The sequence below is a fragment of the Leucothrix arctica genome (assembly GCF_003172895.1).
In the GTDB taxonomy this organism is placed as follows: Bacteria; Pseudomonadota; Gammaproteobacteria; order Thiotrichales; family Thiotrichaceae; genus Leucothrix; species Leucothrix arctica.
The window spans coordinates 103,892-116,468 of record NZ_QGKL01000021.1 but is presented as its reverse complement, the minus strand read 5'-3'; the positions used below and the strand labels follow the sequence as shown (position 1 = coordinate 116,468).

General features: G+C 42.6%; 12 protein-coding genes. 4 read left to right on the top strand and 8 right to left on the bottom strand.

Features of this window, described 5'->3' with window-relative positions:
- Nucleotides 1-12 precede the first annotated feature (12 nt).
- From dacB to DKT75_RS07345, 5 genes are read right to left on the bottom strand one after another with little or no spacing between them, the layout of a single operon-like run.
- Nucleotides 13-1,464 (bottom strand): D-alanyl-D-alanine carboxypeptidase/D-alanyl-D-alanine endopeptidase, encoded by a 1,452-nt coding sequence (gene dacB, locus DKT75_RS07365; protein WP_109822778.1) that lies wholly within the window; start codon nt 1,462-1,464, stop codon nt 13-15.
- A 54-nt stretch (nt 1,465-1,518) separates the two neighbouring features.
- The gene (gene ubiD / locus DKT75_RS07360) at nt 1,519-2,988 is read right to left on the bottom strand and encodes a 4-hydroxy-3-polyprenylbenzoate decarboxylase (RefSeq protein WP_109822777.1); all 1,470 of its coding nucleotides are present in this window, start codon (nt 2,986-2,988) and stop codon (nt 1,519-1,521) included.
- On the bottom strand, nt 2,988-3,395 hold the full coding sequence (gene fur / locus DKT75_RS07355; protein ID WP_109822776.1) for a ferric iron uptake transcriptional regulator: 408 nt from the start codon (nt 3,393-3,395) through the stop codon (nt 2,988-2,990). Before fur ends, ubiD begins: the two co-directional genes overlap by 1 nt.
- Nucleotides 3,396-3,397: 2 nt before the next feature.
- On the bottom strand, nt 3,398-4,594 hold the full coding sequence (bioF, locus tag DKT75_RS07350) for an 8-amino-7-oxononanoate synthase (protein WP_109822775.1): 1,197 nt from the start codon (nt 4,592-4,594) through the stop codon (nt 3,398-3,400).
- A gap of 56 nt (nt 4,595-4,650) precedes the next feature.
- Nucleotides 4,651-4,881 carry a sulfurtransferase TusA family protein gene (locus DKT75_RS07345; RefSeq protein ID WP_109822774.1) on the bottom strand — a complete coding sequence of 77 codons (231 nt, stop codon included), beginning with the start codon at nt 4,879-4,881 and terminating at the stop codon, nt 4,651-4,653.
- 160 nt (nt 4,882-5,041) lie between these two features.
- Between DKT75_RS07345 and dapF the strand changes: the two genes are divergently transcribed.
- The 4 genes from dapF (at nt 5,042) to DKT75_RS07325 (ending at nt 7,821) form a co-directional block, all read left to right on the top strand.
- Nucleotides 5,042-5,872: a diaminopimelate epimerase gene (dapF, locus tag DKT75_RS07340; RefSeq protein WP_109822773.1), complete on the top strand. Its 831-nt coding sequence runs from the start codon at nt 5,042-5,044 to the stop codon at nt 5,870-5,872.
- The gene (locus DKT75_RS07335) at nt 5,869-6,567 is read left to right on the top strand and encodes a DUF484 family protein (protein WP_109822772.1); all 699 of its coding nucleotides are present in this window, start codon (nt 5,869-5,871) and stop codon (nt 6,565-6,567) included. Before dapF ends, DKT75_RS07335 begins: the two co-directional genes overlap by 4 nt.
- On the top strand, nt 6,533-7,462 hold the full coding sequence (gene xerC, locus DKT75_RS07330) for a tyrosine recombinase XerC (protein ID WP_245923126.1): 930 nt from the start codon (nt 6,533-6,535) through the stop codon (nt 7,460-7,462). The genes DKT75_RS07335 and xerC overlap by 35 nt, the downstream gene beginning before the upstream one ends.
- 116 nt (nt 7,463-7,578) lie before the next feature.
- Entirely contained in the window at nt 7,579-7,821 is a 243-nt protein-coding gene (locus DKT75_RS07325; RefSeq protein ID WP_109822770.1) for a type B 50S ribosomal protein L31, read from the top strand.
- 100 nt (nt 7,822-7,921) lie between these two features.
- Here the strand turns inward: DKT75_RS07325 and DKT75_RS07320 are convergent, their stop codons facing one another.
- From DKT75_RS07320 to gyrB, 3 genes are all read right to left on the bottom strand, one after another.
- Nucleotides 7,922-8,551: a hypothetical protein gene (locus tag DKT75_RS07320; protein ID WP_109822769.1), complete on the bottom strand. Its 630-nt coding sequence runs from the start codon at nt 8,549-8,551 to the stop codon at nt 7,922-7,924.
- A gap of 158 nt (nt 8,552-8,709) precedes the next feature.
- Nucleotides 8,710-10,065 carry a DUF1287 domain-containing protein gene (locus DKT75_RS07315; protein ID WP_211665251.1) on the bottom strand — a complete coding sequence of 452 codons (1,356 nt, stop codon included), beginning with the start codon at nt 10,063-10,065 and terminating at the stop codon, nt 8,710-8,712.
- 74 nt (nt 10,066-10,139) lie between these two features.
- On the bottom strand, nt 10,140-12,551 hold the full coding sequence (gyrB, locus tag DKT75_RS07310) for a DNA topoisomerase (ATP-hydrolyzing) subunit B (protein ID WP_109822768.1): 2,412 nt from the start codon (nt 12,549-12,551) through the stop codon (nt 10,140-10,142).
- Nucleotides 12,552-12,577: the final 26 nt, after the last annotated feature.

Genomic DNA, 12,577 nt, shown 5'->3' with positions numbered 1-12,577 from the left:
GAAACGGGTCAATTAATAGCCTTTGGCCATTTGCTTGCCCCAGAATACCCACTCAATAAAATTATCATGAATTTTACGTCCACGGCTACGGGCAGCAGGATCATTGTGTAAAATAGATACAACATAAGTACGGCCATCCGCTGCATTTACATAACCTGCAATACCGCGTACGTCACGTAATGTACCTGTTTTAAAGAAACCACGACCGCGAACGGCTGACTTCTTTAAACGGCCTTTCATTGTACCGTCAACACCTGCGATTGCCATTGAGCTCATCCACACATCGCGGTGCTTACCATAGTAAGCCTTACTAAGTAGACGTGAGATATTTTCTGTACTAATACGAGCGTAGCGGCTTAAACCAGAGCCATTTTCAATCCGTAGCTCAGGAAAGTCTAGACCTTGACTACGTAGGTAATCATCAACAGCTTCAGCACCTTTTCTAGGTGTAGCGGGTGCGCCAAAACGTTTTGCGCCAACCGAACGTAGTAGCTGACGAGCCATTACATTATTACTATCTTTAACGACCGTTGGTAACAACTGAGCTAAAGTCTTTGAGTAATGAACGTGTATTGGACGTGCAGCTGGTGGTGTTGCGCCAACCATAAACTGTGTGTCCATGCGGCCTTTTAATTCTTTAGTCCAAATTTTGTTGATCGCAGAGTACATAGTATTTGCAGGGTCAGTAACGACCATGGTGTAACCACGTTTACGGCAACGTCTTGCAAGGTAACCTGTAAATGTCACAGTAACTGCATCACCTTGACCACGCTTGACGCTAGTATTCACACGGCATGTTTTCTTCGCAAGCTTGATACGATTAACAATACGTAGGTTATGTGCTGGAGTAGCGGTTGTCACACTGATTTTGTTGCCCTTACGGTAGGCAGCAAAGGTAGTACGTCGCTCATTAAACATTAGAGCGTCAGGTTGTGCGTTATAAGTATTGTATGGCTTTCCGTCAAATGCACCTGGGTCAATCTTAGGTCCATTAAAGAAGGTATCATCAAATATCAAACGGCCACGGATTGTGTGAATGCCTTTACGTCGTAACTGGCTCAACATTTCACGCAAACCTTTTGTATCAAAGTCTGGCGCACCATAACCTTTGATATAAACATTTCCAGAAAGTACACCGGCTTGAAGTGTGCCTGTTGTGGAAATTTCAATTGGCCAACGGTAGTTTGGTCCTAACACACCAAGTGCTACATAAGAGGTGAGTAGTTTCATCACCGATGCTGGATTTCTTGCGATTTTAGCGTTGTGTGATATCAGCGGTCTAGGTGAGCCAATCGCCTGAACATGTGCACTCATTCCCCACGCAGACATACCTTTGTCACGCAATGATTGCTGTATTTCAGGTGGTAAGTTTGGATAGATTGGCGCTGCTGCTGCCGCACTCCCCAATGGTATTATAACTAGTGCTGCGCAGACTAATGTCTTTAACGTCTTACTAAATTTCATTGTGTATTCCCTTTTTCGGGTTTTATTATTTTTATTGTGTTTCTAACCACTGCCTTATTCATCAAGACCTAGATCTGCCCATATCTCGTCAATACGGGTTTTAATATCGGCCTTCATGGTAATAGGCTCGCCCCATTCGCGGGTAGTTTCACCTTCCCACTTGTTTGTAGCATCTAACCCCATCTTTGACCCCAAACCAGATACTGGTGATGCAAAGTCCAGATAATCGATTGGAGTGTTTTCTATCAAGAGTGTATCACGGGCTGGATCCATTCGGGTAGTCATTGCCCAAATCACATCCTGCCAATCACGCGTATTTATATCATCGTCGACCACTATGACGAATTTAGTGTACATAAACTGTCTTAAAAATGACCAAACGCCCATCATCACTCGCTTCGCATGACCAGGGTATTGTTTCTTCATACTAACAATGGCCATGCGGTAAGAACAACCTTCTGGCGGTAAGTAGAAGTCGACAATCTCTGGAAATTGCTTCTGCAAAATAGGTACAAACACTTCATTTAGCGCAACACCAAGAATCGCTGGCTCATCCGGCGGACGGCCGGTATACGTGCTGTGGTAAATTGGGTCTTTTCGGTGAGTTATCCGCTCAACGGTAAATACAGGAAAGCTATCAACTTCGTTGTAATAACCCGTATGGTCACCAAATGGACCTTCTGGTGCCATATCATCGGGATAAATATAACCTTCTAATACAAACTCAGCTGATGCAGGTACTTGTAAATCATTTCCAATACACTTGGCTAACTCGGTACGTGAACCCCGTAACAGTCCTGCAAATGCATATTCCGACAACGTGTCAGGTACTGGTGTAACAGCCCCTAATATAGTGGCTGGGTCAGCCCCTAGTGCTACTGAGATTGGGAATGGCTCGCCCGGATGTTCTTGCTGCCACTCGCGGAAGTCTAGTGCGCCACCGCGGTGTGACAACCATCGCATGATCACACGGTTTTTGCTCAGTACTTGTTGGCGGTAGATCCCTAAATTTTGACGCTTCTTGTGAGGGCCTTTAGTGATTACCAAACCCCACGTAATGAGCGGTGCGGCATCACCTGGCCAACAGTGTTGAATTGGGATTTTATTTAGATTAACCGCATCGCCTTCAACAACCACTGCCTGACAGGCTGGATTGCTGATTTTTTTCGGTGCCATATCTAGCACCTTACGGTACTTTGGAATGAGACTGAGAGCATCACGAAAACCTTTCGGCGGCTCAGGCTCTTTGAGCATTGCGAGTAACTCGCCCACACCACGTAAAGCTTCAACACTATCTTCACCCATGCCCATCGCAACACGCTTAGTCGTTCCAAACAAGTTGGTTAGCACCGGTGTTTGATGGCCTTTAGGGTTTTCGAACAGTAGGGCTGGACCACCTGCTCGTAGCACACGATCTGAGATTTCGGTCATTTCCAGATAAGGATCAACTTCAGCAGTAATGCGCTTTAGTTCGCCTTGAGCTTCTAATTGCTCAATAAAATCTCTCAGATCTTTGTACTTCATTATTTACCTTTGAACTCGCCGTAAAGAATCAAACTATGATCAGCTAACTCGAAACCATGCTCTTTAGCAATTTCGCGTTGACGCTGTTCGATAATTTCATCATGAAACTCTACTATCTTGCCAGATTTCAGACAAACCATGTGGTCATGGTGCTCGCCATTGTCTAATTCAAAAACAGCTTGGCCACCTTCAAAGTTGTGACGAATCACTAAACCTGCTGTTTCAAACTGTGTCAGTACGCGATAAACCGTAGCTAATGCGATACTACTCGCGTCATCATCAAGCAGTACACGGTAGACATCTTCCGCACTCATGTGACGTGTTTTATTCGTTTCTAATATTTGTAGAATGCGCGTACGCGGTAGCGTGACTTTTAGCCCTGCCAATTTAATTTCTTCAGTTCCCATTCCTATCTCTCCTTGATTGCGTACTCTGGCTTTTGAGTCATATTGAGAGACTCCAGGGCTACAAGTAACTGTTCTATTTGTGATGCAGTGTGGGCTGCTGATAATGTCACTCGTAACCTTGCCTCACCGTTGGGAACGGTGGGTGGACGAATGGCAGTAACCAGAATCCCGTGTGTTAATAGCTGTTGGCTATACCGCATCGCTACATCACTACTTCCAACCATTATCGGTTGAATCGCAGTGTCAGATGACATCATCGGTAAACCCAGCCCAGCAGCACCTTGTTTAAACTGCTGAATATTCTTTGCTAACTTCTCTCTGCGCCAAGACTCTGTTTGAATAAGCTCAAGACCTTTTCTACTAGCAGCAGCCACCGCAGGCGGTATCGCTGTTGTAAATATATAACTGCGAGCGGATTGTATCAGGTATTCAATGACATCGTGGTCACCTGCTACAAATGCGCCACTACTTCCGACGGCTTTTCCTAATGTCGCCATCAATAAAGGAACATCATCGCTGCTTAAGCCCAAGGCCTCAACTAAACCACCACCCTGTTTACCTAAGCAACCAAAGCCATGTGCATCGTCGACCATCAACCAGCTTTTATGTTGTTTGGCTAATCTGGCTAGCGCTGCTGCATCTGCACAGTCACCATCCATGCTAAAAACACCGTCAGTAATGATCATACTGCAATCATCGCCTCCTTTATTCATGCGTCTTGCCAAGTCCTGCATATCATTATGATGATAGCGCCACATTTTTGCATCGCTCAATCGGCCGCCATCAATCAATGACGCATGGTTTAAACGATCTTGGTAAATGGTTTCACCTTTACCTGCAAACGCTGCGATAGCACCAACGTTTGCCATGTAGCCTGTTGAAAACATCAATGCCCGTTCTCGCCCTGTAAACTCAGCAAGACTCTCTTCTAATTTCTGATGCTCAATATTATGGCCGCTGACAAGATGCGCTGAACCACTTCCTACACCGTATTGGTTAGCCGCATATTGAAAGGCTTTAATCAGTTCAGGGTGGTTGGCTAAACCCAAATAGTCATTACTACAAAACGTTAGTAACGGCACACCATCAACTACCATCTCCGGCTGTTGAGCAGACGTTGTTATTCTAGGTTTACGATACAGGTGCTTTGCTTGTTGCTGCTGCAAATACTCAGCAATAACTAATGGGGTTCTTTTCATGTTTTATGACTAAGTTATGCAGATAAAAAACGAGCTATGTTTAGACTCATAACCGCTTATTTTTTCTTGATCATAAATATAAACTTGTTGTTCTCTTCTATGCTACTTAAAAGCTCATCACCTGTTTGTTTGCAATACGCTTCGAAATCTTTTGGTGAGCCGCCGTCAGTTGCCGTGATTTTCAACACGTTGCCTGACTCCAATCCATTCATCGCTTTCTTACAACGTAAGATAGGCAGTGGGCAGTTTAGACCTGTCGCATCAACTTCTTGATTAAATTCGCTCACAATAAATTCTCTTTTAGTTAAACAAACAAAGTAGATTTTAACATATCCGCTATTTAATACTTAGGACAACAACAAAGCTTTCTGTGAATATCTCAAGTCAGTCCCTTTAATGTTAAACTCCCTTTTAAAAGTACCTTTAGAACAATGAAGACAGTCTGTTATGAACATTAAATTTACTAAAATGCATGGTCTCGGCAATGACTTTGTAATGATCAATGCTATTAGCCAATCAGTCACGCTAGATACTGAAACAGTGAAGTGCCTTGCTGACCGTAATATGGGAATTGGTTGCGACCAATTACTTGTAGTCGAACCGTCACCAGTTGATGACTGTGACTTTCGCTATCGTATTTTTAATTCAGATGGTGGTGAAGTACAGCAATGTGGAAATGGTGCTCGCTGCTTTGCTCGCTTCGTGGTTGATGAAGGTTTAACAGATAAGACAGAAATACCAGTGCTGACTGCTGGTGGGCGTATCGTACTTACACTTGAAGGTAATGACCAAGTCACTGTTGATATGGGACAGCCTGTTCTTGAGCCTGCCGACATCCCGTTTATCGCTGACTCACAACAAACCACATATCGCCATACGCTAGCGGATCAGGAAATCACATTTTCTGCGGTTTCGATGGGTAACCCTCATGCCGTGATGCTTGTTAAAAGTGTCGATGATGCTTCTGTAAAAGTCATTGGTAAGGCTTTTCAGAACACACCTATTTTTCCTGAGCAGGTGAATGCTGGATTTATGCAGATAATAGACCGTTCAAACGTTCGTCTTCGAGTATATGAGCGCGGTGCAGGTGAAACAATGGCCTGTGGTACGGGTGCTTGTGCTGCGATTGTTGCGGGCATTCTTCAAGGCTTATTAGATGAATCTGTAACTGTTATACTCCCTGCAGGTAACCTAACTATTAGCTGGGCTGGCATCGGATCTCCTGTGATGATGACTGGCCCTGTAACCACCGTATTTAACGGAACTATAAAAATATGAGCAAGACCGTTCAATCTGAACAGCCAGATACAATTGAAGATAATCAAGTCATTGAATTTTTAAAGAATACACCAGACTTTCTAATTCGCAATCCTAGCGTGTTAGAAAGTTTAGAAGTCAGTCAGGGCATTACAGGTGCGACGTCTTTACTAGAGCGCCAAACGTCAGTACTTCGTTCTAAGAATAAGCAGCTTGAAGGACAACTGGATGCATTGATTACCGCTGCTCGATCCAATGAACAAATCATGACAAAGCTACACCACTTGACGCTAGAACTGCTTCGAGCTGATAGTTTGGATATGTTATTGAGTACATCTCAGGATGTGTTACGTAGCGATTTCAACGCTGACTTTGTTTCATTCCGTTTGTTTCATGATAAAGACGAAGATGATTTACCTGGTTTGCACTTTGTTAAGGGTGACCATGAAGTCATGCAAGCTTTTCACGGTTTGTTAGATAACTTAAAGCCGGTCTGTGGTACTTGTCCTGAAGAGCAACTCAGTTTCTTGTTTGATGAGAATAGCTCTCGCATTGAGTCCGTTGCTTTGGTTCCGTTACAGGGTAACCATAGTATTGGTTTACTGGCACTTGGTAGTACAGAAGCTGAGCGATTCAATAAGGGTATGGGCACTGTCTTTTTAAACCACCTAGGTGAGCTTATTGCAACGGCTATTTCCCAACACCTTGAACACTAACAAAATTGACTTAGCGGCGTTCCTAGACTACCTGCGCTATGAGCGTCGCTACTCACCCCTTACCTGTGAAAACTATCAGCGCGATCTTGATCAATTCCAGCTCTGGCTTACTGAGCACAAAGATAGCCTTGATCTAAACCAAGTGACTGAGTTTGTCGTTCGTCAGTGGATTACAAAGCTGCATAGACAAGGTTTGAAATCTCGAAGCCTTCAACGCAAACTTTCCTCACTACGTAGCTTCTATCGTTATCAGATAAAACATAAGCGTCTCAGTTCAAACCCTGCCATCGATATTCGCGCACCCAAAGAACACAAACCCTTGCCGCAAACCTTAGACATCGAAATGGTTAGCCAACTTTTAGATATTAAGGGTGATGATTTTATTACGGCTCGTGATCGCGCTATTCTAGAGTTGTTCTATAGCTCTGGGTTACGACTTGCTGAACTGGCCGGTATAGCGGTCTCTGATATTAATGCGGATGAAGCGCTACTTAGAGTCACGGGTAAGGGTAATAAAACTCGAGTAATTCCTGTGGGCAGCAAAGCGATGGTGGCTATACAAGAATACCTCCAGCACAGAAGTTTAGTTAACCGACTTAGTCTAGATACTTTGTTTCTTAGTAAGCAGGGCAAAGCTATCTCTCACCGTAACATTCAATTGCGAATTAGCCATTGGCAAATGAAGCAGGGTATTCCGCAATCGGTACATCCTCATAAACTACGACACAGTTTTGCATCTCACTTGCTTCAGTCTTCTGGTGATCTACGTGCTGTACAAGAATTTTTAGGTCACAGCGATATTAGTTCCACGCAAGTGTATACTCACTTGGATTATCAACACTTAGCATCGGTGTATGATAAGGCTCATCCGCGAGCGAGAAAGAAGAAAAAGTAATAAAACTTCCTTATTTTCTCTATATTTAGCGACAGATAGCTATTGTTTTTCTCAAAGACTATCTGCTATGATTCGCGGTCATTAGATTTATTAAACAAATTTTGAGGATCTTCACTATGAAGGCCGGTATCCACCCAGATTATAGAGCAGTTGTATTTCAAGACGTTACTAGTGATTTTTCATTCCTAACGCGTTCTACAGCTCCAGCAAAAGAAACAATTACTTGGGAAGATGGTAATGAATACCCTCTAATCAAGTTAGATGTATCTAGTGAGTCTCACCCGTTTTACACAGGTAAGCAAAACTTGAATACTTCTGCTGGTCAGGTAGATAAGTTTAAGAAGCGTTACGCCCGATAATTTATTATTGCGTAAGCTTAAAAAAAGGCACCCATTGGGTGCCTTTTTTATTGCCTGTTAAATATAGAATCTAACAGGCAGGGTATGTTGTTATTTACTGTTAGTTATTTAAACTGATCTCTTCAGTCATCACAATAGGCTCAAATTTCTTCGCAAACAGAGTCATGTAGTACTGATCTTTTCTGTTAGCAGGGTAGTCAAGATTAGTCACTTCGTTTGAAGGAGAGACGAATGTCTTTTCTAGAATAGTCACTTCTTGATTATCTTTCCCTAAATCTTTTCTTGTCGTCTCTTCGCCAACAATTGCGTAGCCGCTTTTCACAAGTGCTGCATTAATCTGTGCATAACTAAATAATAACTGCCCTGTTGATGCATCTTGCACAAGCACATCAGTGGTACAGCCATCGACTTCTGGTGAAACTGCATAGCTAACGCCAGCTATCTTAGTTTCAAACACACCATTGAATCCAGGTGCAGGCGTGAATCGCTGATCAGACTGTAATGCAGTGACTAATGAATCACGTGATTTATGACTGCCTTCACAATATTGCTTATGTAAGCTAAGAAAAGTTCCTAGCTCATCAGCTGCTTTAGCTACTGTTTTGGATGATTGTTTTTCAGCAGAAGAACCCACAGCATCAGACTGCATTTCCTCATCAGCACCACAACCTGTTAATAGTATTGTTGTCACGGCGATTAGAGCCATAGTTGATAGCGTTGGGCTTTTCATTTTGCAACCTTATTATTTATTGGTAGTATTTTTATACTATAACGCTAAAAAATAAAGACCTACAACAAATCCATGATAAGTGGAATATGCCACTTATCATGGATGCATCTCGTTGTAATCACACTTACCTATCGATTATTTATAGGGAGGTGCTTTGATCAATATTTTAATAAAGCGTTTAGTGCTGCAGGATCTAACTGTGCCAGATTAATACGGTTAGGCTGTGTCTGCTTAACCTGTAGCACTTTCTTATTTTTCGCTGTATTCACTTTGTTACCATCACCAAGTAGATAGCGACTCGCTTTTAACAGGTCATTATAATCCATCGAATTTTTCCTTTGGACAGATGCTGGTGCAGCTGTTTTAGCATAATGATGTGCAGGATTAATTTGCTTGTTTCTAGGTGTGTAACGGTAGTGTCCCGTCATCGGGAATCGGAACAAAATGTCTTCAATCTGAGGACCATTACCAATATTATGAGAAATCATCAAACGGTTAGGATCAGCTTTTGATGGCTTATTCACGACAACACCAATGTGTGGGAATGTCGGCCCTACCATCCAAGTTACCAAATCACCCGGCTTATAATCTCTCGGGTTACGTGAGCGAGGTAGCTCTGCTTTATGACGCTTAAAGAATGCCTGTAGGTTATAAACTCGACGGTGATCGATATTTGGATCAGGTTTTGTTAACCCCCACTTCGTTAGATTTGGGTAAGCATAAAAGTCTTTACTGATATCTTGATGTACTTCTTTTTGTAGATCAATGCCCATTTTGCGGTAAGCACGAATAACAACATCAGTACAAACTCCTATCGACTTAGGAACATCTCCCCAAGGATAACCAATCTTTATATAAGCTCCGTCATAACGAACTCTATGCTTGGTTCTATCAATAGCAGCGTTTGAAAGCGCGTGGCCAAAAGACTTATCTGGATCAATTCTAGAAACACGACGCTGCACCGTCGCAGGTTTACGAATGACTGCTTTACGATATTGTGTTGTTTTCTGCCTATTCACGGCGTACTGCAATTTAGGTTTAGCTACAACAGGAACTACTTTTTTGTAAACTCGTTGTTGCTTAACAACAGGCTTAGAAACCACTCTTTTAACAACTGATCGTGCCGTTCTCTTTGCAAGTACAACAGGTGCTTTTTTTCTCACTATCCTATTAGGTATGACCATAGCAACCTTTCGCACAACTGGCTTTTTCCACACTGTTTTTATTTTAGCTACAGTCGTCACTTTTTTCTTTGGCGCAGCTGCAGCTCTTGCTTTAGCCTTTGCTGTACCCATCGCAATTATTTGCTTCTTTTTATCTTGAGCTTGTTTCGCGCTAATCACAGCCTTAGTCTTTTTAATGATAGGTGCTTCTACTTTAGCTGCAATAATTTTCTCACTGCTTTTTACTGTTGAGGCTGGTTTAATATCCCCAACAGGGTTAGCTGCACATGCTGTCAGTACGGTCACTGCCGCACAAACAGCATAACTCCCCATATGCCTTATTTTTTTCATTTTGATTTCCATAGCGATTTAATTTGTCGTTCTCACTATCGCTGCACTTAGATGCTGGAAGTCATCCTAAACAATCAAACATCTAAGTTGGATACCGATAGTGCATTAGTTTCAATGAATTCACGTCTAGGCTCTACCAAGTCTCCCATAAGTGTTGTGAACACTTCATCTGCTTGGTAAGCATCTTCGATAGTTACTTGTAGCATACGGCGAGTGTTAGGATCCATCGTTGTCTCCCATAGCTGCTCTGGATTCATTTCACCCAGACCTTTATAACGCTGTATGTTTAGTCCCCTAGAACCTTCTTTCATCAGCCAAGCCATTACTTCGTCAAAGCGAGTAACAGGCTCTTTCTTTTCCCCACGTTCAATCCATGAGTGCTCATCCAACAACCCAGATAATTGCTGGTTTAGTTTATTCAGGCGCTTAATTTCTTCACTACCAAATAAGCTTTCACTGAATACTAAGGTTGTATCAACACCATGCATACGACGAATAACATGAATACTCCAACCACCTTCTTCAGTCGTCTTTAACTCTGCGTCATAGCGACGCGTTCCATTAAATTTATGATTCAGTGATTCGCAAACATTATTCATCCATGTGCTAACCATAGACTGATCCAACTTATCAGAAGCTGAATCGCTAAAGATCATTGCTTCTAAAACTTCACTATCGAAGCGCTGACGTAAACGGGCGATGTCATTATTTACCTGTGTAAATGCATCAGCTAGTAATGCAAGACCATCGCCTTTAATACCTGGTGTTTGATCATTTGGATACAACACTGCGCCATCTAAAGCGATCTGTAATAGGTGATGATTTAACTCTGCATCATCTTTTACATACTGCTCTCGTTTACCTTTTTTCAATTTGTATAAAGGAGGTTGAGCAATATAGATGTGACCACGCAGAACTAGTTCATGCATTTGTCTGTAGAAGAACGTTAACAGTAATGTACGGATATGAGATCCATCAACATCGGCATCGGTCATGATAATGATGCGGTGATAACGTAATTTTTCTGGATTAAACTCTTCTTTTCCAATACCACAACCCAATGCAGTAATTAGCGTTCCGACCTCTTGGGACTGAATCATCTTGTCGAAGCGAGCTTTCTCTACATTTAGAATCTTACCTTTCAAAGGTAGGATTGCTTGTGTACGACGATCACGACCCTGCTTCGCAGAACCACCCGCCGAGTCACCCTCCACTAAGTATATTTCTGACAGTGCAGGATCCTTCTCTTGGCAATCAGCTAACTTACCGGGAAGACCTGCAATATCCAGTGCTCCTTTTCGACGAGTCATCTCACGCGCTTTTCTTGCTGCTTCTCGTGCTCGTGCTGCATCGATCATCTTTGAAGCAATGATCTTTGCTTCTACAGGATTCTCTAATAGGAAGTCTGCAAGACGTTCACCCATTGCCGATTCAACAATACCTCGAACCTCAGATGATACTAACTTGTCTTTTGTCTGAGAGGAGAATTTTGGATCTGGAACTTTAACTGATAACACTGCTGTCAAACCTTCTCGTGCATCATCACCTGTTGGTGTAACTTTTTCCTTTTTCATGTAGCCTTCGCGCTCAAGGTACTGATTCAAAGTTCGAGTCAATGCTGCACGGAAACCTGCAAGGTGAGTTCCACCATCACGCTGAGGAATGTTATTAGTGAAGCAGAAAATGTTCTCTTGGTAAGTATCATTCCACTGAAGCGCAACCTCTACACCAACGTCATCTTTTTCTGTACTTATGTAAACAGTCTCAGGATGGATCGCTGTTTTATTTCGGTTAAGATGCTCTACGAAAGAACTGATTCCACCTTCATATTCAAAAACAATTTGCTCACCCTCACCACGTTCGTCAACTAGGTTGATACGAACCCCTGAGTTTAGGAAGGATAATTCACGTAAGCGTTTTGATAAAATATCAAATTTGAATTCTGTAATAGCAAAGATTTCTTTGCTAGGCAGGAAGCGAATTTCTGTTCCTGTTTTGTCCGTCGCTTCACCTGAAATCAAACGACTTTGAGGATCCCCTAAATGATACTCTTGACGATGAACAAACCCATCTCGATGGATTGTTAGGTTTAACTTTTCTGACAAGGCATTTACAACTGAAACACCAACACCATGAAGTCCACCTGATACTTTATAAGAGTTGTCATCAAACTTTCCACCGGCATGGAGTACCGTCATGATAACTTCAGCAGCAGACAGACCTTCACCTTCATGCATATCAACAGGAATACCACGGCCATCATCAGAGACTGATACAGAACCGTCTGTATGGATAGTTACTTTGATTTCGGAGCAGTGGCCTGCCAAAGCTTCGTCGATAGAGTTATCAACGACCTCAAACACCATATGATGTAATCCGGTACCGTCATCAGTATCACCGATGTACATCCCTGGACGTTTACGTACCGCCTCTAATCCTTTCAGAACCTGAATATTGGAGGAATCGTAGGTTTGCTCTTCAGACATGTGTTTCACCTTGTTTTATACTCGTC

Coding starts and splice junctions, on each gene's coding strand:
- dacB (WP_109822778.1), bottom strand. CDS start 1,464: ATGAAATTTAGTAAGACGTTAAAGACATTAGTCTGCGCAGCACTAGTT.
- ubiD (WP_109822777.1), bottom strand. CDS start 2,988: ATGAAGTACAAAGATCTGAGAGATTTTATTGAGCAATTAGAAGCTCAA.
- fur (WP_109822776.1), bottom strand. CDS start 3,395: ATGGGAACTGAAGAAATTAAATTGGCAGGGCTAAAAGTCACGCTACCG.
- bioF (WP_109822775.1), bottom strand. CDS start 4,594: ATGAAAAGAACCCCATTAGTTATTGCTGAGTATTTGCAGCAGCAACAA.
- dapF (WP_109822773.1), top strand. CDS start 5,042: ATGAACATTAAATTTACTAAAATGCATGGTCTCGGCAATGACTTTGTA.
- DKT75_RS07335 (WP_109822772.1), top strand. CDS start 5,869: ATGAGCAAGACCGTTCAATCTGAACAGCCAGATACAATTGAAGATAAT.
- DKT75_RS07325 (WP_109822770.1), top strand. CDS start 7,579: ATGAAGGCCGGTATCCACCCAGATTATAGAGCAGTTGTATTTCAAGAC.
- DKT75_RS07320 (WP_109822769.1), bottom strand. CDS start 8,551: ATGAAAAGCCCAACGCTATCAACTATGGCTCTAATCGCCGTGACAACA.
- DKT75_RS07315 (WP_211665251.1), bottom strand. CDS start 10,065: ATGAAAAAAATAAGGCATATGGGGAGTTATGCTGTTTGTGCGGCAGTG.
- gyrB (WP_109822768.1), bottom strand. CDS start 12,551: ATGTCTGAAGAGCAAACCTACGATTCCTCCAATATTCAGGTTCTGAAA.